The 24,365-nt window shown below is 67.9% G+C and carries 28 protein-coding genes and 3 pseudogenes; 17 read left to right on the top strand and 14 right to left on the bottom strand.

Annotation, left to right across the window (positions count from 1 at the left end; all coding sequences use genetic code 11):
• Window positions 1–391: 391 nt before the first annotated feature.
• The gene (locus tag ABZ452_RS26815) at window positions 392–577 is read right to left on the bottom strand and encodes a hypothetical protein (protein ID WP_357948364.1); all 186 of its coding nucleotides are present in this window, start codon (window positions 575–577) and stop codon (window positions 392–394) included.
• A 253-nt stretch (window positions 578–830) separates the two neighbouring features.
• On the opposite strand from ABZ452_RS26815, the gene ABZ452_RS26810 reads away from it, so the two are divergent.
• From ABZ452_RS26810 to ABZ452_RS26790, 5 genes are all read left to right on the top strand, one after another.
• The gene (locus tag ABZ452_RS26810; RefSeq protein WP_357948362.1) at window positions 831–1,013 is read left to right on the top strand and encodes a hypothetical protein; all 183 of its coding nucleotides are present in this window, start codon (window positions 831–833) and stop codon (window positions 1,011–1,013) included.
• Between the two features lie 231 nt (window positions 1,014–1,244).
• Window positions 1,245–2,132, top strand: a complete 888-nt coding sequence (locus ABZ452_RS26805) for a hypothetical protein (RefSeq protein ID WP_357948360.1) — start codon at window positions 1,245–1,247, stop codon at window positions 2,130–2,132.
• A 32-nt stretch (window positions 2,133–2,164) separates the two neighbouring features.
• Window positions 2,165–2,326, top strand: a complete 162-nt coding sequence (locus tag ABZ452_RS26800) for a cytochrome ubiquinol oxidase subunit I (RefSeq protein ID WP_357948357.1) — start codon at window positions 2,165–2,167, stop codon at window positions 2,324–2,326.
• A gap of 206 nt (window positions 2,327–2,532) precedes the next feature.
• Entirely contained in the window at window positions 2,533–2,805 is a 273-nt protein-coding gene (locus ABZ452_RS26795; RefSeq protein WP_357948354.1) for a hypothetical protein, read from the top strand.
• Window positions 2,806–3,005: 200 nt separating this feature from the next.
• A complete protein-coding gene (locus ABZ452_RS26790) occupies window positions 3,006–3,893 on the top strand; it encodes an alpha/beta hydrolase (RefSeq protein ID WP_357948351.1) in 888 nt (295 codons plus the stop codon).
• Between the two features lie 683 nt (window positions 3,894–4,576).
• Here the strand turns inward: ABZ452_RS26790 and ABZ452_RS26785 are convergent.
• Window positions 4,577–4,681: pseudogene (locus tag ABZ452_RS26785) on the bottom strand (transposase); the annotation flags it as partial.
• Between the two features lie 373 nt (window positions 4,682–5,054).
• Here ABZ452_RS26785 and ABZ452_RS26780 point away from each other — a divergent pair.
• From ABZ452_RS26780 to ABZ452_RS26750, 7 genes are all read left to right on the top strand, one after another.
• A complete protein-coding gene (locus ABZ452_RS26780) occupies window positions 5,055–5,567 on the top strand; it encodes an SDR family NAD(P)-dependent oxidoreductase (RefSeq protein ID WP_357948348.1) in 513 nt (170 codons plus the stop codon).
• Between the two features lie 68 nt (window positions 5,568–5,635).
• Window positions 5,636–5,794, top strand: a complete 159-nt coding sequence (locus tag ABZ452_RS26775) for a hypothetical protein (RefSeq protein WP_357948346.1) — start codon at window positions 5,636–5,638, stop codon at window positions 5,792–5,794.
• Window positions 5,794–6,804 carry a mechanosensitive ion channel domain-containing protein gene (locus ABZ452_RS26770; RefSeq protein ID WP_357948343.1) on the top strand — a complete coding sequence of 337 codons (1,011 nt, stop codon included), beginning with the start codon at window positions 5,794–5,796 and terminating at the stop codon, window positions 6,802–6,804. Before ABZ452_RS26775 ends, ABZ452_RS26770 begins: the two co-directional genes overlap by 1 nt.
• Before the next feature lie 101 nt (window positions 6,805–6,905).
• Window positions 6,906–7,193 (top strand): hypothetical protein, encoded by a 288-nt coding sequence (locus ABZ452_RS26765; RefSeq protein ID WP_357948550.1) that lies wholly within the window; start codon window positions 6,906–6,908, stop codon window positions 7,191–7,193.
• Window positions 7,076–7,480, top strand: coding sequence for a Clp protease N-terminal domain-containing protein (locus ABZ452_RS26760; RefSeq protein ID WP_357948340.1), 405 nt, complete (start codon window positions 7,076–7,078; stop codon window positions 7,478–7,480). Before ABZ452_RS26765 ends, ABZ452_RS26760 begins: the two co-directional genes overlap by 118 nt.
• Complete coding sequence (locus tag ABZ452_RS26755; RefSeq protein WP_357948337.1) at window positions 7,465–7,878, top strand: hypothetical protein; 414 nt, start codon at window positions 7,465–7,467, stop codon at window positions 7,876–7,878. Before ABZ452_RS26760 ends, ABZ452_RS26755 begins: the two co-directional genes overlap by 16 nt.
• A gap of 276 nt (window positions 7,879–8,154) precedes the next feature.
• Window positions 8,155–9,780: an alpha/beta hydrolase fold domain-containing protein gene (locus ABZ452_RS26750; protein ID WP_357948334.1), complete on the top strand. Its 1,626-nt coding sequence runs from the start codon at window positions 8,155–8,157 to the stop codon at window positions 9,778–9,780.
• 147 nt (window positions 9,781–9,927) lie between these two features.
• On the opposite strand, the pseudogene dmpG reads toward ABZ452_RS26750, so the two are convergent.
• Window positions 9,928–10,733 (bottom strand): annotated as a pseudogene (gene dmpG / locus ABZ452_RS26745) (4-hydroxy-2-oxovalerate aldolase); the annotation flags it as partial.
• Window positions 10,734–10,864: 131 nt separating this feature from the next.
• Between dmpG and ABZ452_RS26740 the strand changes: the two are divergent.
• A pseudogene (locus ABZ452_RS26740) lies at window positions 10,865–11,170 on the top strand (transposase); the annotation flags it as partial.
• Window positions 11,171–11,332: 162 nt separating this feature from the next.
• Here ABZ452_RS26740 and deoC read toward each other — a convergent pair.
• The 3 genes from deoC to ABZ452_RS26725 all read right to left on the bottom strand — a co-directional run bounded on the left by deoC (window position 11,333) and on the right by ABZ452_RS26725 (window position 14,198).
• A complete protein-coding gene (gene deoC, locus ABZ452_RS26735; protein ID WP_357948331.1) occupies window positions 11,333–12,037 on the bottom strand; it encodes a deoxyribose-phosphate aldolase in 705 nt (234 codons plus the stop codon).
• Window positions 12,034–12,762: a GntR family transcriptional regulator gene (locus tag ABZ452_RS26730; RefSeq protein WP_357948327.1), complete on the bottom strand. Its 729-nt coding sequence runs from the start codon at window positions 12,760–12,762 to the stop codon at window positions 12,034–12,036. The genes deoC and ABZ452_RS26730 overlap by 4 nt, the downstream gene beginning before the upstream one ends.
• Window positions 12,763–13,250: 488 nt before the next feature.
• A complete protein-coding gene (locus ABZ452_RS26725) occupies window positions 13,251–14,198 on the bottom strand; it encodes an IS481 family transposase (RefSeq protein ID WP_357948324.1) in 948 nt (315 codons plus the stop codon).
• Window positions 14,199–14,429: 231 nt separating this feature from the next.
• Here ABZ452_RS26725 and ABZ452_RS26720 point away from each other — a divergent pair, with 231 nt between their 5' ends.
• Window positions 14,430–14,864, top strand: a complete 435-nt coding sequence (locus ABZ452_RS26720) for a hypothetical protein (RefSeq protein ID WP_357948322.1) — start codon at window positions 14,430–14,432, stop codon at window positions 14,862–14,864.
• Between the two features lie 394 nt (window positions 14,865–15,258).
• Here the strand turns inward: ABZ452_RS26720 and ABZ452_RS26715 are convergent, their stop codons facing one another.
• Window positions 15,259–15,465: a hypothetical protein gene (locus ABZ452_RS26715; protein WP_357948319.1), complete on the bottom strand. Its 207-nt coding sequence runs from the start codon at window positions 15,463–15,465 to the stop codon at window positions 15,259–15,261.
• A 290-nt stretch (window positions 15,466–15,755) separates the two neighbouring features.
• Between ABZ452_RS26715 and ABZ452_RS26710 the strand changes: the two genes are divergently transcribed.
• Window positions 15,756–16,679: a hypothetical protein gene (locus ABZ452_RS26710; protein WP_357948317.1), complete on the top strand. Its 924-nt coding sequence runs from the start codon at window positions 15,756–15,758 to the stop codon at window positions 16,677–16,679.
• A gap of 367 nt (window positions 16,680–17,046) precedes the next feature.
• Here ABZ452_RS26710 and ABZ452_RS26705 read toward each other — a convergent pair whose 3' ends face one another.
• On the bottom strand, window positions 17,047–17,316 hold the full coding sequence (locus ABZ452_RS26705) for a hypothetical protein (RefSeq protein ID WP_357948313.1): 270 nt from the start codon (window positions 17,314–17,316) through the stop codon (window positions 17,047–17,049).
• A gap of 238 nt (window positions 17,317–17,554) precedes the next feature.
• Here ABZ452_RS26705 and ABZ452_RS26700 point away from each other — a divergent pair, with 238 nt between their 5' ends.
• Window positions 17,555–18,913, top strand: coding sequence for a LacI family DNA-binding transcriptional regulator (locus tag ABZ452_RS26700; RefSeq protein WP_357948310.1), 1,359 nt, complete (start codon window positions 17,555–17,557; stop codon window positions 18,911–18,913).
• A gap of 345 nt (window positions 18,914–19,258) precedes the next feature.
• On the opposite strand, the gene ABZ452_RS26695 is transcribed toward ABZ452_RS26700, so the two are convergent.
• From ABZ452_RS26695 to ABZ452_RS26670, 6 genes are all read right to left on the bottom strand, one after another.
• The gene (locus ABZ452_RS26695; RefSeq protein WP_357948308.1) at window positions 19,259–19,705 is read right to left on the bottom strand and encodes an MmpS family transport accessory protein; all 447 of its coding nucleotides are present in this window, start codon (window positions 19,703–19,705) and stop codon (window positions 19,259–19,261) included.
• 348 nt (window positions 19,706–20,053) lie between these two features.
• Window positions 20,054–20,365, bottom strand: a complete 312-nt coding sequence (locus ABZ452_RS26690) for a hypothetical protein (RefSeq protein ID WP_357948306.1) — start codon at window positions 20,363–20,365, stop codon at window positions 20,054–20,056.
• A gap of 500 nt (window positions 20,366–20,865) precedes the next feature.
• A complete protein-coding gene (locus tag ABZ452_RS26685; RefSeq protein WP_357948303.1) occupies window positions 20,866–21,747 on the bottom strand; it encodes a hypothetical protein in 882 nt (293 codons plus the stop codon).
• Between the two features lie 164 nt (window positions 21,748–21,911).
• Window positions 21,912–22,130 (bottom strand): hypothetical protein, encoded by a 219-nt coding sequence (locus tag ABZ452_RS26680; protein ID WP_357948301.1) that lies wholly within the window; start codon window positions 22,128–22,130, stop codon window positions 21,912–21,914.
• Window positions 22,131–22,256: 126 nt separating this feature from the next.
• The gene (locus ABZ452_RS26675; protein ID WP_357948298.1) at window positions 22,257–22,760 is read right to left on the bottom strand and encodes a hypothetical protein; all 504 of its coding nucleotides are present in this window, start codon (window positions 22,758–22,760) and stop codon (window positions 22,257–22,259) included.
• Between the two features lie 86 nt (window positions 22,761–22,846).
• The gene (locus ABZ452_RS26670; protein WP_357948296.1) at window positions 22,847–23,116 is read right to left on the bottom strand and encodes a hypothetical protein; all 270 of its coding nucleotides are present in this window, start codon (window positions 23,114–23,116) and stop codon (window positions 22,847–22,849) included.
• Window positions 23,117–23,472: 356 nt separating this feature from the next.
• Between ABZ452_RS26670 and ABZ452_RS26665 the strand changes: the two genes are divergently transcribed.
• Complete coding sequence (locus ABZ452_RS26665; protein WP_357948293.1) at window positions 23,473–23,877, top strand: hypothetical protein; 405 nt, start codon at window positions 23,473–23,475, stop codon at window positions 23,875–23,877.
• Window positions 23,878–24,365: the final 488 nt, after the last annotated feature.

Here is a 24,365-nt window from a genome sequence, read left to right as displayed (position 1 = left end):
GGCTGCCCCAGCACTACGCGGAAGTGTGGTTTCGGCCGGAGACGCGACCTCCGTCTGCGCCGCATACGTAGGGTCGGTGACTGATCCGTTTCGCCCGTAGCGGGGTAAGCATGGCCAACCAGACAAGCGCCGAGCTTCGCCAGGACCATCAGCCCGCGGTCCTGGCGCCGGCGGGGCTCGGCGACCCGCTGCGAGCTCTGCGGGGCAACAAGCTGATCAAGCTGTGGGGCACCACCGATGCCAAGCAGAGTCGGCCTGCTCTACCTCATCTCGTCGTTCTTTTTCATCGTCGCCGGGATCGAGGCGCTGCATCCGCTACGTGCGCGATCATCGCCCGCAGTGGCTGCCCCGCACCCGCAGCGAGTACAAACCGTGAGCGCTCTCAGCGCCCTTACCGGTTGTCGGTCAGCGCGGGTCCGGCGGCGGGCAGCAGGTGCCGCGCCTCCGGCGCGCCCTCGGCGAGCTTCTTGACCCGTACTTCGGTCCGCATGTCGGCGCCGGTCAGCCGCCCGCCGTGCTGGCGCAGGTGCTCGTCCAGGGCGGCACCAGGTACGCCTCGGAGATGTGATTGCGGCACTCGCCCTCACGGAACAGCTCCCAGCGCATCGCCCCGGCAGGCAGCCGGGTACCGGCACGTACGGGTCCTTGCTCACCCCCCGCAGCTCGGGCAGCGGCCAGATCTGGGACGTCACTGCCGCGACCAGCATCGGCGGCCGCGAAGAAGGCACCGACCAGTCCGACGGCGTCGGTGACAGACCCAGGCGAAAACGTCGACCGCTGCCGATCCCCTGGATCGCCTGATTGACGGCCAACCCCCGGTGCACACGGCCATGAACAACCTGGTGGCGCAGCTCGGCCTTCCCCGACGGCCGTGGTACGCCGGTCATCCGGGACAGCCTGTCGCCGATCTCAACAACGTGACGACCCACGCAGGCGTCACCAGCGCGACCATGGCCAGCAACGACGACACCGATCGGTACTGGCACGCCGACCTGTCGTTGGGATCGTCGTGAGCACGGACACGGGTGGGAGCGGCTGCTCCCCTGCTCGCCTGCTCGCCTGCTCGGCCCTTGTCTCAGGCGCAGCTGATCCGCCGTCTCCTCGACCGCAACCCTGAACGGTTTGACGCGTCGGCACACGGGTACACCGCGACCCGGTCCGAGGGGGTGGGCCGAGGATCGGAGCCACAAACGATGGTGGGCTCCATCCGGTCCGCATGCTAGGCGAGGCCCGAGGAGTGCGGGATGGCCGAACCGGAGAGCCGGGAGACGGGCGCACGGGGGTCCCCCGCGCAACCGCGCGAGCAGGTCGATCGGCAGCGCGACGCCGAGGAGGGCGCCCAAGTCGCCGCTCGGGGCCAGAACCTCGGTCCTGCCGACGCCTCGACGGATGCTGACCGCGGCAAACGCCCGTCCGTCTCGCAGCGTAGTGAGCACGGCCTACCCCAGCCGGCTGGCGGGCACAGCAGCAAGACGATGTCAGATCCGGACGTCGTCCTCCAGCTCCCGCAGGTCAAGGTCGAACAGATCTACGTCGAGGTCGACAACCTGGACGCCTCCGTCTCACTGCGAGCCCGGCTGGGTAGCCTGCTCCAGCTCGACGTGGGCGTCCAGGCGCACCTCGGCACGGTGAAGATCGACATTAGGGGCGTTGAGGCCGACGCGATGCTCGAGGTTCGGCTCGAGGAACTCCGCGGCATTCTCGACAGCGCCCTCCGCACCATCGAGCGCAATCCTCAGATCATCGAGTCGTTGGTGAAGACCGTGGATACTGCCGTGAACCAGGTCGGGCAGACAGCTCAGCAGGTGCTCGGGCCGCAGGGGCCGCTAGCGCGGACGCTCGACCACGTCGGGCAGACGGCACAGGAGGCGCTGGGGCCCGATGGACCGCTGTCGCAGACGCTGCAGCAGACTACCCAGCAGGTCGGTCAACAGCTCGGGCAGACCACCCAGCAACTGGCTCAGAACCGCGCGGCGGGGGCTGGCGGCGGTGGGGGTCTGGGCGGCGTGCTGGGCGGATCTCCGGCCCGAGCGGCGTGGCAACGGATGATGAAGGTGGTCAACAGCAGCCAGCCACTGAGGCAGGTCACGGGATGGCTGGTAGGACCGCAGGGCCAACAGCGGCAGAGCTGATCGACGCCGCGCCGTCGCGCTGAATGCTGAATATGGTCACGGTCTTCGCCGGGTGGCGCGGACTGCGGACCGGGGACGTCGTCTACACCCGCCTGGCGCGCCGATGGGTCACGGTGATGGGCCTGCTCTTCGCCGTGGGTGCGGTGTCCGGGACGATCCTCTCGTTCGAGATGTGCTGCTCTGGCCGGGGATGATGGGGCGGTTCGGCACGTCGTCGGGTTCCCGTTCACGCTGCAGGGTTTCGCCTTCTCCGCGGAGGCCATCGTCGGCGCGCTCGCGTCCCGGCGGCTACCGCCGGCATTGCGAAGGGCGACAACTGGCACAGCTGGCTCAACCCGACGTCCATCTACAGCGGTCTGCTCGCGGCCTGGGTCTGCGCTACCTGACTGCGGTCTTTCTCGTGCACCATGCCCGGCGGGCCGGCGCCGCCGATCTGGTCGCCCTGCTCCGCCGCCGCGCCCTCGCCAGCGGCGTGGTGGTCGGCGCCCGGGTCCTGGCCGGCCTGGCCGTGGTCGCCGCCGACGCACCAGATCTCTTCGCCGACCTGCTTGGGCCCGCGCTGCCGCTGGTGCTGCTGACCCTGGCGCACAACGCCGTCGTCGCCCGCCTGGCCGTCGCCGACGTCCCCGACGAGGGCACAACCCGAGCTCCCGTCCACCTTCGTAGCAACTAGCACACGCATCGACCCGACCCTGCGCACTCACATGCCGATGAGGTGTGGCTATCCGTCCAGCCGGCCCCGCGGCATCGCTTGCGGGCGTCGGGTTGCCCAGCCCGTCGGGTACGGCCCTGGTATGCGCCGGCGCTTGTGAGGTGTACGAGGCCCGGGGTTGGGTAGCCCGCGAACCGCGTGTGTCATCAGAGGGGGTGGCAATGGGCGGCGAGCGGATTCCGGGTTCCTTCACGGAGCAGACGGCGCGGGTCGGCGACGTCACGATCAACTATGTTCGGGGCGGTCGGGGCAGCACCCTGGTCCTGCTGCACGGCTATCCCCAGACGTGGTACATGTGGCGCAAGGTTCTGCCGGAGCTCGCCAAGCACTACACAGTCATCGCGCCTGACCTTCGGGGAGCCGGCGGCAGCGACGCCCCGGCAGGAGGCTACGACAAGAAGACTCTCGCCGGCGACGTGTACGGCCTGCTCACCCAACTCGGCCTTGATCGCGACGTCAGCATGGTGGGGCACGACATTGGGACCATGGTCGCGTACGCGTATGCCGCCGCTCACCGCGATCACGTGCGCAAGCTCGTGCTCACGGAAGCGCCGATCCCCGACCAGAGCCTGTACCAGTTCCCGTCACTGACCCCGGAGGGACCGGGCTTCTGGAACTTCGGATTCTTCAGCCTCCCCAACGGCCTGCCAGAACAGATCGTGGACGGTCGCGAGGCCCTATGGGTGGATCGGTTCACCGATTCGATGAAGGTCCAGAAGACCGCCATCGGCGATGACGATGTCCGCGAGTACGCCCGGTACCTGCAAGACGAGGCTCATCTGCGGGCTAGCTTCGACTACTTCCGTGCACTGCCCCAAGATGTCGCCGACAACGCCGAGTACGGCAAGACGAAGCTGACCATGCCGGTTCTCGCACTCGGCGCCCGAGTCAGCCTCGGGGAGGCGGTACCGACCCAGGTCGCGCAGTACGCCACGACGGTAACCGGTGGCGTCATCGAGGGCTCTGGTCACTGGATCTTCGAGGAACAGCCGGCCGAGCTCACCGCACAGCTCATGCAATTTCTCGAACAGCCCCTGAGTCGAACATAGCCCGCGATGATGCCCGTGGGGCATCCGCTTCTGCCGCCGACCGCGCGCGTTGGGTGCCGCCCTGTCGTGACCGATGAGCGGGTGTTTGGCGGTACGGCGAGGCGGCGCAAGATCTGGGAGGCTCGTCGTCATGCCCCGCGATGGACAGCCGTGATGTCGACCAAGCCGTGGCCGAGATGGTCCGGGTACTCACACCCGCACGAGTCCGCGGACTAGCGACGCCCGGCCGGCAAGCTCGAACTCGGCGACCTCGTGACGGCCCTGCGGGACGCCGAACCTAAGACAAGCTGGAGGTCTACCGCAGCCTCGGGCTGAACCTGACCTACAACCCGGAAACACAAACGGTGCGGGCAAGTGTAGATCTTGCCACGCACCGTTGGATTTCGCTGGTGTCCGAGGGCGACACGAGCCAATGCCCCACCGCCGATGACCATCGGCGAGACGTTGAAGCTCACGCAAGTTTAGTCGCCTTGGTCTTTTCGGACTCGCCGAAGAGGCACCGAGCAAGAAGCGCCGCTCAGACGGTTGCCGGTTGGGATTCGAGCCTCGGCTCCCGGGATACATGCAGGCGCCACCACGACGGCGGGCACCCACAGCCGTCGCCGTGTTCAGGCTGCTAAGCCATTCGCCCTGTCCGATCTGCGCCCGCGGGGCCATGCCGGTCCGGCACCATCGCGGCAGGGGGCCGGGTCGATCGTCCCGGCGCGGGTGTCCCACTCCCGATGCCGGTAGCCGTTGCGGGAGGTCACCCGCTGATCGCTGCGCTCCCCCCAGGCGGCGCCGCAAATCACGGGCAAGTCTTACACCACTCCAGTGGACGCAACCGTGCTTTCCGACCCAGCTGTCCTCGCTTCAATCCGGCGGCGGTCGCCCTACCTGCCGACCCGGGGCCCGGCTTCCCGAAATCGCGGCGTTCACGGATGCGGGACCGACGGCCGCATTCGGAGCAGCAGCCCGGGGTGTGGAGCCGGCCCGAGCGGGAAAGTCACATCCGCTCTTGTGCGACGACGACTGGAGGGACATGGCTGCCAGAAACCTGGTGGTGATCGGCGGCACCAGCGGTCTCGGGCTGGCGGTGGCCCATCTGCTCGTGCACGAGCACCGGGTCACCGTCTTCAGCGACCGGCCGGACGAGGTTGTCGCGGTGATCAATGACCTGGGTTGTGCCGCGCCGTCTGCGATGTCTCCTCCTATGAGCAGGTGCGGGACGGATTCGCAAGCGTGGTCGACATGTGCGGCACCATCGACGGGGTGGCCGCCTGCGCCTCGGTGTGGGCGGGCGGCGACCTGGAGAGCCTCAGCCCGGAGCGCATCCGGCGGGAGGTGGAGGTCAACGCGCTCGGCACGACGTACGTGCTCAAGGAGGCCCTGCACCACCTGCACCGGCAGGGCTACGGCAACGTGGTGTACACCGGCGCGATGGCGGTGACTCGGCATCTCGGTCTACAGCGCCACCAAGAGCTACGGCACGAGCCTCGTCGAGTCGCTGGCCGAGGCGCAGCACAGCAACCGGATCAAGGTGATGCAGCTGCATCCTGGGCCGATGCCCACCCGGCTGCAGGAGCGGGTCGGAGACGAGTTCCTGGACGAGGTCTACGGGCAGCCGGAGGAGGTAGCCGGGGAGGTCGTACGGCTGATTCTGCTCGCCCCCGACGGCCTCTACGTCTCCGGTGAGCGCGTGCTGCGCGCGGACGGGCGGTGGTGGCGCCCGGAGGCATCCCCGCCGAGGTTCCCGTCTCGGCGTGGTCGCCGCTGCGGACGGCGGTCTACCGCACTTCTGGCTGGCCCTGCTCGTCGCCAACATCGGCACCTGGATGCAGACGGTCGGCGCACAAGTACGTCATGACGTGGGCGAGGAGCGCAGCGGGATGACGGTCGAGACCACGGCGGTCGCCGCCTGATGCGCGCGGCGTTGATCATGCTGGCCACGCTGGCGGTGGCCGTGCTGCTGGACATCGGCACACGCAGGCTCGTCCGTCGCGTCGACCACGGTCGCTACCGGTGGGTCCTGGGACCACTGCGGAAGGCCTGCCGCCGTCCGACGGCTGCCGTGCTGCTCCTCACCGGGCTGTACCTCGCACTGCCGCCGCGGCCGACCGGATGGCTCGGCGACGTCCGACAGGCCATCGGGCTGTTGCTCATCGGCAGCGTCGCCTGGCTGGTGATCAAGGCGCTGCACGTCGCCGAGGGCGTCACCTTCAGCCGGCTGCCGCCGGAGGTGGTCGCGGACCGCCGGATCCGGCGGGCCCGAACCCAGATCCGCCCCGTCCGACGCTTCACCGCGGTAGTGGTCACGATCGTGGCCATCGGCCTGATCATGACCACCTTCCCGCCCATCCGCGCGTTCGGGATCTCCGTCCTGGGCTCGGCCGGCGTCGTCGGCGCGCTCATCGGCCTGTCCGCCCGGACCGCTCTGGGCAACGCGTTCGCCGGTATTCAGGTCGCCTTCTCGGACGGTCTGCACGTCGGCGACGTGGTGGTCATCGAGGGCGAGTGGGGCCGGGTCGAAGAGGTCAAGCTGACCAACGTCGTCGTCCGGCTGTGGGACGACCGGATGCTCATCCTGCCGACGATGTACTTCACCGAGCGCCCGTTCCAGAACTGGTCCCGGCACGAGGCGCGGGTGGTCGGCAAGGTCCAGATCCACGTGGACCACACCGCCGACCTCGAGGACCTGCGCACGGAGGCGCAAAGGCTGGTCGAGTCCTCACCGCTGTGGGACCGGAGCCGGTGGGTTCTGCAGATGGTCGACGCCACCGCATCGAGCGTCGTGATCGAGGTGCAGGCCACAGCCGCCGACGGGGCCAGCGCCTGGGACCTCCGCTGCGACCTCCGCGAGGGCCTGATCCGCTACATCCGCGACAACCACCCGCAGTGGCTCCCCCGCACCCGCAGCGAGTACAAACCCTGACCTCCCCGCAAACCCACAAAACCCGCCTTGGCGGGCGAAAGGTGCGTAGCGTTCAGGCGGGCTTGCGCCGAGGACCCATCCCATCGATAGGAAGGTATGAGATGTCGCTCGACGCGTTCCGCATCCCCGGCGGCTCCTTGGACGGCCTGATCAGTTGGTTCTTCGGCGGAGACCCGTTCGCGGGACGTCCGGTGGAGCGCGTGGACCTGTCCCGGCTGCTCTCCACCGAATCGCGGCAACTGCTGCAACGGGCATCCGAGCAGGCTGCGGCGTGGGGCAGCCCGTACCTCAACGTCGAGCACCTGCTGTCGGCCGCCGCCAGTCCGACCCCACCCGCCGGATCCTCGACGCGAGCGGCGCCGACCCCGACGACCTGGCCCGCCAGATAGAGGCGGCCGTCCCCAGGGGCAGGCCATGCGAGGACACGCCTCCGCTCGCGCCAGCGGCGAAGCGCGCCCTGCTCGACGCGCACCGCGAGTCGCGACGGTCCGGTGCCACGTACATCGGCCCCGAACACATCCTGCTGGGCATCGCCGCGAACCCGGAGACGACCGCGGCCCGGGCGTTGCGCGCGCTCGCCGGACCGCGTGGTCTCAAAGTGCGTGGCCGCGACGGCGTTGCCTTCCCACTGGGTTGTCGTGGACCCACCCTGATTCGCAGGTGCCGGTGTCGGTGATCTGTAGGCCGTGGGTCGGGGTCTGGTTGGGCTGGCTGTCCCAGACCCGGTTGTTGTGGATGGTGAGGCGGTACGTGGCCGCCGCCAGGGTGATGCCGGCCCTGGTCGCCGGGGAGGCGGGTATCTCGTACCGCGCTCCGGGCGGCGGCCTGAGCCGGGTGGAGCGCTCGGTGGAATTCCTCGACCGTGAGCTGGCCGACCACCGGCCGGAAGCTCTGAGGTGGTGGGCGGAACGTTCGCTCTCGGATCGGGAACTCGACTGGCAGCGTGCCGATCTCCGCGCGCTCCACGAGATGTCCGACAGCGAGCGAGCGTGGGTCGTGGTGGGGCTGATCGAGGCGTCGCGGGATCTGCGGCGGTGGTACGGCGAAGCGTTCCAGGCGGCGACGACCAGGTAGTTCCCCGGTCAGCCGGGTCGGCCGCGCTCGCCGCGGGCCGTCCGTACCCCCTCCGAGGGCGCACGCGCCGGATGACCACGCGGGCTCTGCTGACGGGAAGACAGGAGTGAGTGTACGCGGCCGACCCATGTTCACTGCGGGTGCAGCCGGGCGCCAACGCCTGGCTGGGATGTGCGCTGACCAGCGTCGACCCGCCCGTTCGGGTTCTTGGCGACATGCCAGGTTATGCCGCGAGGGCGGCGCCGGTTGCGGTAAGTGTGGAGGAGGAGGTGTCCGATGACGCTGCCGTACGCGACCTTGCCGGGCGACCTCGACCACCTGATCGCCGACGAGCACGTGGTGGCGAACCGCCTCTTCGAGCACCTCGAGGCCGGACGCGGTGACCGGCGCATGCTGGTCGACCAGGTGAGTTACGGCCGTGCCCTGCACGCCCACGCCGAGGAGGAGGTGTTGTATCCGGCGCTGGCCGAGATCGGCGCCGCCGCGGACGCCGAGGAGGGTCGGGACGAGCACCAGGCCCTCAAGAGGCTGCTCGTCCTGCTTGACCATGCGGATCCCGGCAGCCATAAATTCGAGCGGGCGCTGAACCAGCTGATCGGCGGTGTCCGGCACCACATCGAGAAGGAGGAACGGGAGTTCCTGCCGGCGCTGCGTCGGGCGGTGGGCGCGGAGGAGATGGGTCGGCTCGGCGAGCGGTACCTTGCCGCCAAGCGGTCGGCCCCGGCCCGCTCGCATCCCACCGTCGCGCCCACCGGACGCCGTCGCGGGCTCATGCACGTGGCCGCCGGGTTCATGGACGCCGCCGGGTTCATGGACAAGGTACGCGACCGGGTATCCGGCCGCAGCAACGTCCTGTCGACCGACGCCTCCTGGCTGCTCGACACCCAGGCGCAGCGGATCCTCGACACCTGGTCCCGACTGGTACTGGCCCCGTACGAGCTCCTCACCCTCGAGCAGGCCCGCCAGCAGCCGAGCCTCGCCGACGCGGCGATGGAGATCCTGCAGCAGGACGGGCGGCCGACGGACCCCGAGGAAGTCGGATCGGCAGCGGACGTCACCGTGCCCGGCCCGGGTGGTGATCTGGTCGTACGCGTCTACAAGCCGCTCGGCCAGACCCCCGATCCGGTGCCCGTGGTGATGTGGGTGCACGGTGGCGGTTGGATCCTGTTCACGAACGACGACTATGACGCGTCCTGCCGTGCCCTGGTCAACCGGACGGGCGCGATCGTGGTGTCGCCGGAGTATCGCAAGGCTCCCGAGCACGTGTTCCCGGCCGCCCACGAGGACGTGCTGGCCACCTACCGGTGGCTCCGGACCAACGCCACCGGGTTCGGCGGCGACCCGTCACGCCTCGCCATCGGTGGCGAGGGCGTCGGGGCGAACATGGCGGCCGCGACCTGCGGTCAGCTCAAGCAGGCAGGTGAGCCACTGCCCGTGGCGCAGGTGCTCGTCTGCCCGCTGACCACCACCGCCCAGTACGGCGCGTCCATGCGGGACGCCGCAGACGCCCGGCCGCTGAATCGTCCACTGCTGTCCTGGATGATGATGCACGCCTTCCATGGCGTGACCGACAGCTTGAAAGACCCCAGGGTCGATCTGCTTCCGCTCTCCGCGCAGGGCCTCGCCGGTCTGCCGCCAACACTGATCGTCACCACCGACCGCGACGTGCTGCAGAGCCAAGGCGACGAGTGGTGCGCCCGCTTGGAGGCCGCCGGCGTGCGGGCCACGTCGGTCCGTTACGGGGGAGTGATGCACGACTTCTTCGGCCTTGCCGCGGTGCTGGACAAGGCCGCGCACGCCCAAGAGGAGGTCGCTCTGCACCTGCGCCAAGCGTTCGGGGAGGCCCCGGCCGCACATCCGTTGGATGGTGCGCCAATGCGAGGGGCCAAGGTCATCGGGTGACGCGGGCTGCCATGTCGCGGATGAGGCCCTGTTTGGCCCGACGACCGCATCCGACGGCAGGTCCCCGACTGCGATCCGCTGGCGGGAGAATGGCGGGCCATGCCGTTTTGGCGCCCTACAACGACGGACACCATCCCCAGGCGAGACTCAGCTCGCCGTGCGGGAGGCCAGCAGGTCGAGCGCGATGTCGACGATCATGTCCTCCTGTCCGCCGACGAGTTGCCGCCTACCGACCTCGTGCAAGATGGCGCGTACGTCGACGCCGTAGTGCATCGAGGCTGCCTCGGCGTGTCGGCGGAAGCTTGAGTAGACACCGGCGTATCCGAGAGTGAGGGTCTCACGGTCCACGCGTACCGGGCGGTCGCGGAGTGGCCGGCCGAGGTCCTCGGCGGCGTCCTGGAGCGCGGCAAGGTCGCAGCGGTGGGTCCATCCGTGCAGGTTGGCCACGGCGATGAACGCCTCGATGGGGCAGTTGCAGGCTCCGGCACCATGACCGGCGAGTGAGGCGTCGACGCGGGTTACGCCCTCCTCGACCGCGACCACCGAGTTGGCCACCGACAGCGAAAGGTTCTCATGGGCGTGGATACCGATCTCGGTTTGAGGGTCGAGGACGTCCCGGTAGGCGCGGATCCGCTCGCGGACAACGTTCATGGTGAGGTGGCCTGCTGAGTCGGTGATGTAGACGCAGTGCGGTCCGTAGGACTCCATGAGCTTCGCCTGGTTCGCCAGCTCGTCGGCCGGGGCCATGTGGCTCATCATCAGGAAGCCGGAAACGTTCATGCCGAGGTCGCGAGCGTGAGCGATGTGCTGGGCGGACACGTCGACCTCGGTGCAGTGGGTTCCGATCCGCACTGAGCGGACGCCGAGCTGGTAGGCGTGCTCGAGTCTGCAATCGTGCCGATGCCGGGTGGCAGCAGGGTGGTGAGCGTGGCGGTCTTGATGTTGTCGGCTGCCCGGCCTGGGCGTGTCAGATGGTCTGTGTAACGAGATCAGCGTGAGCTGAAGGAGTATGCAGATGACCGTGACTGGTGATCAGCGCGGGAGTGAATCTTCGCCGTCGGTGGCTCGTGCGGCGGTGGAGGAGATGATCGACGCCGGCTTGCTCGATGAGCTGATGCGCCGGGTCGACGCCGGCGAGGTGGCGTTGACCGGGGAGGGCGGGCTTCTGCCAGAGATGCTCAAGGCGGTGTTGCAGCGGGGCCTGCAGGCGGAGCTGACCGGGCATCTGGGTGATGAGAAGGGCGACCCGGCCGGGCGGGGGTCGCCGAACTCGCGCAACGGCAGCACACCGAAGACGGTGCAAACCGAGGTGGGTCCGGTGAGTCTGGACGTGCCACGGGATCGGGCGGGCAGCTTCGAGCCGCGGCTGGTGCCCAAGGGGGTGCGCCGCGCCGTCCGTGGTAGGTGTGCAACCAGGAGGTCGCGCCGTCGAGGACGGCGGCAGCGCCGTCGACCACGACGTATTGGTCCTGATTGGTGGGGCGGTCGCCGCGCAGGGTGGCCGCCGAGCAGATCCAGTGCATGCGCTTGCCGCCGATCTTGATCGGGAAGGTCAGTAGTCGCCGCCGGACGGTGGCGCAGCAGTGGTGGGGCGGTCGCCACGTTCGCGGGCGGCGAAGTCGTCGAGGATGGTCTCGGTAGCCGTCGCGCCGAACCGGGTCGCTCCGGCTTCCTGCAGGGTGAGCAGGGTGTCGAGGCTGCGGACACCGCCAGCGGCCTTGACCTCGATGTGCGGGGAGACCGCGGCGCGCATCAGCTGGATGTCGGCCAGGGTGGCGCCGCCGGGAGCAAAGCCGGTGCTGGTCTTGACGAAGTGCGCCCCGGCCTGTTCGGCGATGCGGCAGCCGGTGACCTTCTGCTCGTCGGTCAGGTACGCGTTCTCCAGGATCACCTTGACCACCCGGCCCTGCGCGGCGGCGACCACGGCGGCGATGTCGTCGTACACGTACGCGGTCTCGCCGCTGCGCAGGCGGCCGATGTGCAGCACGACGTCGACCTCGTCGGCACCCGCGTCGACCAGTTCCCGAGTCTCGGCGGCCTTGATCGTGGTGCGGGTGTCGCCGTGCGGGAAACCGGCCACGGTACCGACGAGCACGCCGGTGTCGGAGAGGGCGGCCTTGGCGAGTCCGACGTCGGAGGGGCGTACGCAGACCGAGGCGACCTGGCGGCATGCCGCGATCTCGCAGCCACGCCGGATGTCATCGGTGGTGAGCTCGGGGCGCAACAGCGAATGGTCGATCATCTTGGCGATGTTCATCGGGGTTCTCCGGTCCGGGGTGGCTGCACGTCAAAGGTGACGTGCAGGTCGTAGCGGTCGCCGACGTAGCGACTGACGGTGTACTCCAGCGGCGCCGAATGCTGCTCGACGATGAGCCGGGTCTCGACCAGCAGCGGCTCGTCCGCCGGCACGTGCAGCAACTCGCCGTCGGAGCCGGCCCGCTGGGCGGTCAGCGTCGAGGAGCCGAGCGTGGGGTGCAGCCCCCTTTCGCGCAGGGCGCGGTGCAGCGAGTCGGTTTCCAAGTCGAGGTCGAGCAGGGTGCTCAGGTGTGGCGGGAAGCAGGCGTACTCGATGGCCAGGGGCACGTCATCGGCGAGCCGCACCCGCACGATCGAGGTCACCCTCGGCGCTGCCGCGGTCAGCTGTAAAGCCGACGCTTCCGCTGGGGAAGCTGCCCGGACCTCGGCTTCCACCAGCCGCGATGCCGGAACACGCCCCCAACTGCGCACCTGGTCTTGGAAGCTCATCAAGGTCCCGGCGGCCCGCGGTACGGGCCGCTGCCGCACGAACGTACCCCGGCCCTGGATCCGCTCGATGAGCCCGTCGGATTCGAGAGCGTTGAGCGCCGCCCGGACAGTCATCCGAGCGACCCCGAACTCCTCTGCGAGCACCGACTCCGCCGGGACCACGTCACCGGGCTGTGCCTGGGCGAGACGCGTCCGCAGTTCCCGTTCGATCCGCACGTACAGCGGCACCTTCGCCACAGTTCCTCCAGGTCGTCTAGACAACCTAGAAGTTGCCACAATCCAGGGTTCCCGTCAAGCCGCTGTGCGGTACAGCACCGACCACCCGTCGTGGCGGGGAGCAGCCCTCAGGTAGGACCAGCACAGGCCGCGCGTACCCGCCGCGCTCACCGGTCATCGACATACCGGCTAGATTCGGGAGGCCCTCGGCTCGCGTCCATCTCCACCGCCGCTGGCCCAATGGCCAGACGCCAGCCCACCAGATCACCCTCTACAGGGAAGGCAGGGCTGGTCCCGTAGCCCTGCGGCCGGTCACGGGCAGTGACCTCGACAGAGGTCCTGATCCCTGGTCGTCGTTAGTCATACTCGCTTGCTTCCCGCGACGAGCGGAACCGGCCCGGACCACCGCCGGGAGAGGTACAGCTCCATTCCTTCGCGACCATCTAGCCTTAGCGACTATCCGCTACGGCGACGCGCTTTCAGACGGCTGTGCAACCGACGGTGATCGTTTACGCCTGGGTCGTTGTCTTCTGCTTGAGGCGTTCGTAGGGGGTCTGGCCGCCGAGGCCGCCGTGGGGGCGATGGTAGTTGTCGTAGTCCTCCCACTCGCGGAGCTTGTCGTTGAAGACCTGCGCGTCGTCGATCACGACGCCCTCGAGCATGCGGTAGAACTCTTCGGCGTCGATGCGGTGAGATCTCTCCACCTTGCCGTTGAGCCGCGGTGTGCGGGGTTTGATGTAGGCCTGGGCGATGCCCTTGTCCAGCACGTGCCAGTGGAAGGCGGACTGGAACTCGGCGCCGTTGTCGGTCTGGATCACCTGCACCTGGAACGGCAGTCGCTGCAGCACGTAGTCCACGAACTGGATCGCGGTCTTCTGATTGAGGTGCGGGTAGATGCGCAGTACCCGCAGGCGGGTGCAGTCGTCGATGGCGGTGAACTGGTAGTACTTGTTGCGCCCACCGCGCCGGCCGCCGGCTGCGGCGATGGGCTCGATGAACTTCACGTCGATCTGGACCCGGTGGCCGGGCAGCTGCTTCTCGTACCGCTTCCACCGCTTGTCGTGGCGCTTGTATCGCTGCGATGTCGGCAGCCGGTTCATGTCCAAGCGCTTGAGGATCCGCCACACACCGGAGTGGCTGATGTCGACGTCGTGGTACCGCTTGAGGTACATCGCGATCTTCTCGGGGCCGAAGTGGTAGTTCTGCCGCAGGTACATGATCTTCCCGACGATCTCGACGTGGGTCGCGTTGGGACTGGTCTTGGGCCGCTTGGACCGGCTGCGCAGCCCGTCGACGCCTTCGGCCTGGTAGCGGCGGTACCAGATGTAGTAGGCCTGCCGGCTGATCCCGTAGTACCGGCACGTCAGCGCGACATTGCCGCTGACCTCTTCGAGATGCCGGATGATCGCCAGGCGCCGCTTGGCCTCCCGATCAAGCGGCGGGTGAGGGGTAGACATAGATGGTCTCCGTACTCGCCGGAGACCCAGGTGTCAACGATGTCCGTCAGTTTTAGATACCACGCGGCTTTGTCTTCCGTCGGCTGATGCGCGACACGCGTCCGCCAACTGATCTGCGACACCTCGGCGCGCTGACGCGGCCACAAGCGGTCGCAGCGCCGAGCTGGCCAGATGCGTCGGCTGCTGCCACCGGTGGGGGCAACCTGAGCAGGCACGTGATCCAATGGCGCGGTGGAACTCACCAAGCAGTTCAGTGAGCAGCAGTACGCTGCGGCGCTGGAGTCATGGGCCTGGCTGGACCTCGACGGCAAGGCTCCGCGGTTTACCTCGCTGTTCGGCGATGTGTTCCTTGAGTCTGCCGACGGCGCGTGGTGGTTCCTCGACACCTTCGAAGGGCAGCTCGTACGGGGGTGGAACTCCCGTGCCGACCTGACTGCCGAGCTGGACACCGAGGGTGGCCAGGACAGGTATCTTCTCGGCCCCCTCGCCATGGGCGCATACCACCGGCGTGGGCTTCAACTGGACGCCAGCCAGATCTACGCCTACGCGCCACCGCCGATCATCACGGGAAGTTTCGACGTCGATCGAATTGAGGTGTTCGGCTTCGTCGCGGTGCTCACTGCCGCCGGCCAGCTCCACGGGCAGCTACGGAACGAGCCCAGCTAGGAGCTGAGGACCCGGCCGGTAGTGCCCGCCACGGCGAACATTCTGTCGCCCCTAGCTTGCTGGATCTGTCGCACGTCACCTGGCGGAGCTGCGTCGCACATCAGCTGTCGGATCACAGACACCGCGCGGCTTGGTGTCCCGTCATTGGACATGCCTGACAGTCGCGTCTTACTAGATGCTTCACACCGGCGGCCTGCTGCTACGGGCCGAGGCAGATCACCGCCGGAAGCCGACCGGGTCGGCGAGGTACCGATCGAGGTTCGGATCCCCGTGCTCCTCCTGGAATCCGTCCACGACCACCCACCGGTCACCGAGTTCGACCCGCAGCTGATCGAGCGCCCGCCGGGCAGCAGCGTTGAAGGCTCGGCACTCCGGCTCACGCCACGGCCCTGGGTCAGGCCAATAGTCCCAGTTCAGTGATGCGCTCACCGTGCTCCTGCATGTCGTACGACGCGTAGGGCTCACTGAATTCCAGAAGCAGATACTCGCCGGTGCCGTGAGCCATGAGAGGCAACTTGCCCTCAAAGTGCAGCCAGAAGTGGATCAGACTGGCAGCATCGCCGTCCCTCCTGCCTTCGTGCCAGTGGCGAGCCTCGGTCACGCCAGCAACTGCCTCCCGATGAGGTCACACACAAGGGCCGCGCTTGCGGCAGGCCAGTTCACGAGCAAGAACGCTACCGCCTGCCTGACGGGGACCTCCTCGGTGTGAACGCGGGTGCGTCGTCTCGTCGGCCGTCTGTTACGGGATCACGCTACTCAGCAAGCTCGGTGTACGGAATGCTGTGACGCAATGCCAACCGCTACCACGGGGCTCGCCGCCTCCTGGCTGCCTCCATGTCCCTGGACCGGGACAGCAATAATGCCGGAGTGTCACCGGATGAGAACCCCTCTGTGGGCGAGCAGAAGCCGGCCCGCTCACGTGGCTGGTCCCGGCCTTTCCGGGCCCGCGCCGACGATGTCGACGACCGCAAGGTGGCCGGCCTGCTCGCCTATCAGGCGCTGGTGGAGATCCGGCGGCTGGCCGGGCAGCCACACCGGCAGCGGGAGAAGGCGCCCCCCGACGACATCCTCGAGCGCATCCGATTCCTGGCGAACCTGACGCACAACCTGCCCTTGGTCGCCCAGCCACAAGGCAGGCGGCCCTCTCGCCCGAGGCCAACCAGCCGTCGGGAGCGGGCGATGCGGGACCGACCGATGAGCTGGACCTGGAACACCAGCGGCCCGTCGGGACAAGAGTGGATGCTGCGCCACATCGGGCGGGCCGGGTACCGGTGGACACCACCTCCTCCACTGCCGACGCCCCTCAAGGGCCACTCCGATTGGGGCATCCGGCAACGGATCCGTCTGCTGGCCGGATGGCCGGTCCGCACCCCACCTGGCCGGCGGCCCCTTCCTCGGCAGGCACAGGTATTGAAGGCACTGGACCGTGATGGGATCTACGCCCTGTACGAGGAGGCGGGTCGCCGGCGGCTCGGCCTAGGCTCCGCCAGCCCTCGGCTCCGGGCTCACCTGGACCCCGACGCCCTCCACTATCTTTTCCCGGACCCGGCCGCCTACTACTGGCCTGACGACGACCGCCCGTGGTGGCAGTGCCGGGTGCTGCTGCGCATGATCGACGGGGAGCAGACCACGGGTTCGCTGGCCGTGCTCCCGGACACGTTCACCGCACTGCCATCGACCCTGCCCCGGATGCGGCAACGCCGACTCGCGTTGACTGCTCGAATGCTAGAGCGGGACTACTACCTGTGGTACCGGGACCACGAGGCAAACTGCTCTCCGCAACGGTGCGGTTATCCCCACGAGCCCACCGCGTAGCTCCCGGGCCTCTCGGAAACCTCTGGTCAGCTAACTATGGATGCCGGCGAGGCGGTTACTGACGGTCCGTGCGTTGCTGATGCCCACGAAGGGGACGACCCCCGCCGGGGGGATGCGGACTCAGGTTGCCGCCTGGTGCCAACTGCTGGCGGCCCACGTCAACGAGCAGGTGCCGGGTATCGTCGCTTGACGTTCGCGGCCGGCTCGCAGCAAGGCTCCTGCCTGACGCCTCACTTACAGTTCTGGGCGCTTCGTCCGGCGGGGTCCGTCGGCGTCGCTTGCCTCCAGACACAGTCCGACGTCGGTGTACTGCCAGCTCCGCCCGCGCCGGTTGCTACCGCTCGGCAGCTGGGCGATGGCGCTCGGGTCAGTCGCCCTCGTCCAGGAGGCCGAACGCCTCCGGCGCATCCTCCACAAACTGGCGGTACTGCGGCCGAATACTCTCTGCTCTGGCTGCGATGGCTACGGCTAGACGTGCCCGGTCGGACGGCTCCAGACCGCCGAGGCGGTCAGCCGCGTTCTCGGGCTGCTGAACGGCGATGTCCGGGTGGAGTGTCTCGTCGTCGCACAGCTCGAAGAACGCCAGACAGTCGAGCAGGCTGTCGAGCACTGCCGTGAAGATCGGATCATCTGACACGCCCGCATGCTCGGACGTTCAGGCGTCGACGCGGAACTGCTCGGCCGGTGCGACGACTCGCTTGCAAATTCTGGGCGCTCCGTCCGGCAGAGTCCGCCCGCATCCACGACCTCGGGCGGCTGTCTGCGCCCGGCGGCCGCTGGGCGTCCTCGTCCGAGTCCGTTGCTGTCGCCGTTGCTGTCGGCAGCCACATACGGTTCGGTCGCCTTCCCTCGGGTAAGAGTGCCGCCCCTCGGTCATGGTCCTGCTCGCTGGCCTTGTCTCGTCTCGCTGGGGCTGTCGTGCCGACGGTGCTTGTCTTGCGGTCGGTTGCGGTCGCGCTGGGATCATGACCCGGGCGCCAGTTCGCGATGCCGGGCACGGTTGGGTGCCCGGTGCTGGGGCCGAGTTATGCAGAATATCCGTCATGGATGATGTTCCGCCGGCCCGGCGGAGGACGCGCGAGGGAGGGCGTCCGACAATCGAAACGGTGGCCCGGCACGCCGGAGTATCTCGGCAAACCGTCTCCAACGCTCTGAACGCTCCTGAGCGGTTGGCGCCGCCGACGCTACGGCGGGTGCTGGACGCCGTGGCGGAGCTACGCTACCGGCCGAACTCGTCTGCGCGGGCGATGCGCCGTAGCGCCGCCCGGTGTGTGGCGATGCGGATTACGCCGGTGCCGAAGGGGTTCAACGGACCGATTTTCGACCGGTTCGTTAAGGAGCTGTGCGGCGAGATGACGCGTCGAGACCACGACGTCCGGCTGGTCACCGCGTCGTGGGGAAACGTCGAGGTGCGGGCGTACGAGGATCTTTACTACGGCGGGAATATCGACGGCGTCGTGTTGACGGAACTTCACCTCGACGATCCCCGGCCAGCCCAATTGCAGGCGATAGGGGTCCCCTTCGTCGCGTTCGGTCGACCGTGGGGCGCTGACGGCAGCCAGGCATATCCATGGGTGGACGTCGACGGCGCGGGAGGCACAGAGAAGGCGGTCGACCGCTGTGTCCAGCGCGGCTACCGCAGGATCGCCTACCTCGGCTGGGAGAGGGGCTCGAGCGTCAGCGACGACCGGATGGCAGGCTGGCGTCGGGCGCTGGATCGACACGGGCTGTCAGCCGAAGTGGCCGCGCTTGGAGAGCCGGGCACGGTGGGAAGCGGGCGGAGACTCGCTGATCGGGTGCTCGATGATCAGGCTGACGGCTTCACGCCCACAGCACTGGTCTGCGTCAGCGACGCCATCGCGGTGGGCGCCATGACTGCGGCGCGGGCAAGAGGACTCGCCATCGGCCGCGACGTTGCCGTCGTCGGTTTCGACGACACACCGATCGCGGCCGTCGTGGATCCTCCTCTGACCACCCTGAGTCAGCCGATCGAGGAGTGCGCCCGGGTAGCGGTCCGGCTGCTCCTCGACCAACCGGCCGACGGCGCCGACGTCATGCCGAGCCAGCTCCTTTCCCCCACCCTCGTGGTCCGGGGTACGACGTGGCCGAACTGGGTCCGCGTCATCAACCAGCAGTCCAGGGGAATCATGACTCCCGAAGCCGAACCAGCCGCCCGGTCCAGGCGGCAACTCTCCCCGCCAGTCCCCCGTCAACCCCCGGACCTGTCCACCTGACAGGGATCTGGCATGCGTCGTCGTTCCGCTTCAGTTCACCAACTACAGGTAAGGAGGCCCCGGCCAACCTGGTCAGCGGGCACACCACGCCTTGTTACCTGGGCAGACGTCGTCACCAGTGGTCGTCGTTGGTCGCTCGCGATCGGCCTCCGGCGGCCTGGTGACGGCCTGGACCTGGTCCTCGTCGACCCGCCCGCAGCTGGCGCGCCCCGGCCCGCGCTGATGCCTCGCTTGCAAGCTCCCCCGTCTCGCCTCGGGCGAGTATGTCTAGCTTCGCCCGCCGCGGCCTTCGCCCCGGGGTCAGCTGGCGTGACCCGGCCATGCCTGGCCAAGCCGGTTGACAAGTCACGACGCTGGGAACGCCCGCTGGACCGTGGTCATGCAATGCGGAAAGACACCACTTTGCTCCTCCGTCACCTTGCCGTTGACCAGTATCCGGCAGGTCGCCCCGCTGGAGTCCGGGTCATGGATGACGTTGAGAATGATCGGCCCCTTCAAAGACTTGACGTCGATCCGCCGTGACCAGGGCGTCTTGATCATGCCAGAAGAGTCGCTCACGTCATGGATCTTGTTCCCGTCATCCGGGTACCGCCAGACAATGCCCTTCACCTGGCCGGCCCCCGAGGTGACTTCCAGCTCGATTTCACGAGCGTGTCCGCCACGTCCATCCTCGCCGCGCACGGCAAAGGTAAGCCAGACACCGAGCGCGACCAGGCACAGTGCGATGCCCACAGTGATGGGGATGGCGGCACGCCGACGACGACGGCTGGCATCGGTAGGGTTGTTGATCACGGGGCAGATTAGCGCATGTCAGGATCGTTCTGGTCATCCATCACTCGGGCCGCGATGGCTGATCGTTCGGTGCGTCTCTCCCGCGCCGCCAGCTGCTAGCGGTGAGGGTCACTGAATCCGGCGTACAGGTCGACTCGTCCGTCGCCCACAAGGTCAGCCGCCCGCGCATGGTGGCTGACCTGCTGTTTCTTCGGGCGCTGCTGGTTGTCCACGGTCATGATTGGTCGGCGTTTGACGGCCCGGTGACGGCCCAGGCGGCCCAGGGACGGCCCGAACGCAGGTGAACTGCTGCAATCACCCCCTGGCGTCCGTGCTCGTCCGCCAGCGTGCGCTCCGGTCGTCACTCAGTTAGTCACTCAGCCGGATTTTCGTCGACCGCTGGTCGTCGTCCTTGGAGGCGGCCCGACTCGCTACGAACTCTTCTCCCAGGTCGCTGCACAGCCGGCCCCGTGCCTCGTCAAGTCGCTGGCCATAGTCGCGCGCGAAGATGAGCGGCTCTTTGTCGAGGGTTCCGCTGATGCGGTGAAGCGCGGACCAGACAGCGGGATCTTCGTCGACGATGCTGTCGAACGACCTCGTGCCCATGACTGTGTCTAGCCAGTGCGAGAGCACCAGGGCCTGGTCTCGACTGAGCGTGATCGTCACTTGATCGTCCGACATGCGGGCCAGGTTAGCTGGTGTGCCGCTGGTCTACGGCGACCTCTTCGGTGTGAACGCGGACGGGCCTCACCGTTGGGTGCTGTCGGACACCGTTCGGTGCTGCCGACCATGGCTGCTTTGCTGTCCCGTATCGCCCGCCGCCGGCCGTCGCTGCTGGTTTCGCTGCCTCCTTGCTGCCTCACCTCGCCCGCCTGACCCGGGCTCCACCTCTGGGGGCCGCCCCCCCGGTTGCGGGCGACCTACGCATTACGAGTCGGTCGCGGTCTGCTGGTCGGCGTGGTCCTGGTCCTTGTCCACCTACGCCTGCGGTCCGCCGCTGTCCGCCGTCGGTCGCCGGCTTGGCTGCTCCGTTGGCTGCTCGCCTGCGACCCACGGTCTAGGAAGGGAGTAGCGCTCGCCGGTCGACCTGGCCCCTAACAGGACATACGACCAACCCTCTGCCGGTGACGGACTAGATTATTCCGCGCATGTTCCGGATCGCGCTTGTGTCCGGCGTGTCGCTACTTGCTGTGCGTTCGGCCGAGTTTTCGCTGTGCGCGACGACGGATCGCCACGTCGTGCGATTGAAGCCCGACGGCGAGAAGCCTGGCGCGGATCTCCGGAGGCAGCTGGTCCAGGTCGCGGCTTCGCCGATTTCGTGAGTGCCAGCTTGTGAGGTGAGATACCGCCCCCACGAAGTGCCCGTCCGCGGCTGCCGGCGACGACAACGCCTGCGTGATGGTGGCGAGGGGCAGCCTGGCAAGCATTTGATCTGGCACCTCCTCGTAAGAGGGATTACCGGAGATCCGACCGGTGCCAGCACTACGCCAGGCAAGCAGTACCAGAGCCCGCTGGATGGCCTCGGGGTAGGCAGCCTTTAGCTGCTCGCAGAGAGAGTCAACTTGCTCACCGCTGGTGAGACTGCCGGAACGCGACGTCTCAACGAGCGCGTCAACCACCGAGGAAGGCAGCGGGGCAGCAGCCCGCCAGCTATCCTCGGCCCGCCTCGATCTAGCCTCGGCAGCCACGAGTTCGCTCTTCTGAGCACGGAACCGGTCAAGCGGAGATTGACAGCCCCGCCTGGCCAGCCAGTACAGGAGCGCGGTTCCGTCGACGAGCTCGCCATCGCCGGTGAACCCATCCCAGCGCAGCGTCTCCGCATGGTGATAACTGACCGCAGCCAAGAGTCGGCCCGCGCCGTCTAGGAAGTCAACGCCGTACTCACCCAGGCACATGCAGAAGCCGTCCAAGACGCTCCCGACCCTCAGTGCGACACGCAACTGCGCCAGCGCCTCTGGATCGGACGTGGCGGCAAGAACGCCGCCGAACCTCTCTCGTACGACTACCTCCGAGGCTGCGGCCATCAGCGCGTCCAGGTCCTGCGGAGCCGTGCCAACTGTCACCCGTCCATCATCCCGGCAACGGACGGGTGTCCCCTCGCCGGGCCCAGACGTCTCGCTTACAAGTTCTGGGCGTGTCGTCCGGCGGCGTCCCGGACCGTCTCCCGCCTCGGCCGACCGTCCGTGCGACGTCGGCCCTGGTCGTCTTCGTCAAGGTCCGGTTGCTGTCACCGCTGCTGTCGGAGACGCAGCGCGGCGGCCCGGCAGAGGAACGCGCCCCCCATGACAGAGAAGACCTCCCCGAGGCCCCAGGACGCCGGGCTCCCTCTAAACGGATGGTCGCCCACCCAAACCTCGATCATGAGGACACCCAGGCCGAAGACCAGGAACCACACACCCAACTGAGCAACCTGCTTGGAAGTCGGCCGCACGCCGGGCTTGGTCATGCACTCATGGAAGCACGCCCACCTACTGCCGGCCCATCCCCCGCTCTCCCGGCCCGACCGTCATACGTTGAAGCGGAACTAAGAGCCGCTGCCTCGCTACCAGCGGGAAGAGTGTCCGACGCCTGTTCACACGCCGTCCCCGGCTGCCAGCATTGGTGGCTGGTTGACGACGTTTGACGGTGTCTTGTGCCCCGCATGTGCTTGGTGTTCGAGGAAGTCTCGCGCGTCTGCTTGGGCCTCGGGCGACGCCGCCGAATGCCAGACTGCGCGTCGCAGCAGCTCAAGCCACTCGGGGGCGTCGGAAGGGCCGGTGTTGAGTAGACGATTGGCCATCCAGACGGTCATCGGGGTCGGCTTGCGGCGCAACGATTCGGCGAGCAGCGGAGGATGCCCACCCCATGCCTCCAAGAGGTGCACGATCGGGCCTGGGCTGCCCATGTCCGCGGCGTCAAGGCGCTCCATCAGTGAGTAAAGCAGCGGTGCCCACCGCTCCGGGTCGTCCCGCTCGACCAGCTCGGCACAGATCTCCTGTAGCCGACCGGCGCCGTCGGCGTTGATGTTCATCGGGTCGAAGTCGAGCAGCGCGAGCGCCTCCAGCTCGGCCGCAATCCCAGTCAGGCTCCGGCTCATGCTCAAAGCCTACGGCCAACGCTGACTGGTCCCTGCACACGCCGGGCCTAGCCCGCAGGAGGTGACTTGCCCCGGCGGCCGCCCTATCAGTACGGCCGCCGAATCCCTTGCTCCGAGAGCGTCGCTTCGTAGAAGCCGAGGAACCCCTGTGCCTCTTGGATGGCGTAGTCCAAATCATCGAGAGCCTCACCGTTGCCAGGATCCTCGCGGAGAGTGCGAGCCGCGTCGGCGAGCTGTATCCAAAGGGCAGCAAACGTATCGCCCTGCAAGTGAAGGCCGGGAAATGCTCGACCCGCCAACTCCACGACTGCACAGTTGGTGCCACGGGACAGGACCTGCGCTTGCTCCTGGCTCATCCGAGCAGGATCCCAGTAACACTCGAAGATCGTCTAGCCGGACGTGTCACGCAGGCCCTGGGACCCGACACGGTCAGCAGCCGGCTGTGCGGCCTCGGGGACGTGCATGGCACATCGAGCCCGGGCGTCGGTCTCGCGACCCCTGACTCATGGAGGAGAGGTGAGTCCCGCGGTGAAATCGGTTGTTGCATGTCGTGGGGCCGCCGAACATGGGCGATGTGAGCCGAAGCCTGCGATCAGATCCCCGGTGGCGCCAGGCGCTCCGCCGCGCTCCGGGGTCAGACCGGGTGCGGATCCACGTGCATGCAGCGCGACCTGGATTCGTGCATCCGGCAAGCGGACGTGACGTCCGTGAGGTGCTGGAGGCCATCGGGGCGTTCGCATGGTACGGGCTACGAGTCATCGAGTTGCGACAGACCGAGGACTTCGACCCCGGACTGGTGGTCTACGGCAAGACCAGAGCACCGGGCGAGATCTTCCTCTACGAACAACCGGCACACGAGGCGGCACGGCTGCGAGACTTCATGCGATTTGACGTACTGCTGCACGAGCTTGGCCATCATCTGCTCCAGCACCGTGCCCGGAAGGTGGGCAATGTACAGCGACGATCGGACCATGAGCGATTTGCCGACACCTTCGCTGCCCAGTGGAAGCCCGTCGTCCAGGCTGCGCTCGACACCCCTCAGCAACAGCGCGCTGACCCACCGCCCGCCCGCGCGAGCCGCTTCGATTCCTACCCTGACTCGCACATGATCGCCTAGCCGGACGTGTCACCCAGGCCCTGAGGGGATTTGTGACCCACGTCCTGAAACCCGCCACGGCCGGCAGGTGGCTGTCCTGCCCGCGCCCTGGAGAATCACGGCGGGTTGACGTGTCGGTACGCGGTCTAGTCTGGCGCTCGTCGAGCAGGCCAGCGCGGCCCCCCTCCGGATCGCTGGACTCGACATCAGAAATGCCGAGCGGCCTTCCTGCCGCTGTTACGGGTCACGTCCCGCCGGCTCTCGATCGCACCGGCCCCATGCCGGTTCCCCGAATCCGCTGAGCGGCCCAGCACGGCCTTTGCCTGCCGTCCACGATGGCCCGGATTCACGCATCTACCCTGAATCTTTCGCCCGCTCCGGCCACGGCAGCCCAGACGATCATCAACGAATGCGACGCGAAGCTGGAACGCTACCGAGCGGCCCTCGACGCCGGCGCCGACCCGGCAGTAGTCACCGGGTGGATCGCTCAACCCCAGACCGAACGCGCC

It is taken from the genome of Micromonospora sp. NPDC005707, assembly GCF_040631005.1.
Lineage (GTDB): Bacteria > Actinomycetota > Actinomycetes > Mycobacteriales > Micromonosporaceae > Micromonospora.
This window is presented reverse-complemented; position numbering and strand designations above follow the sequence as displayed.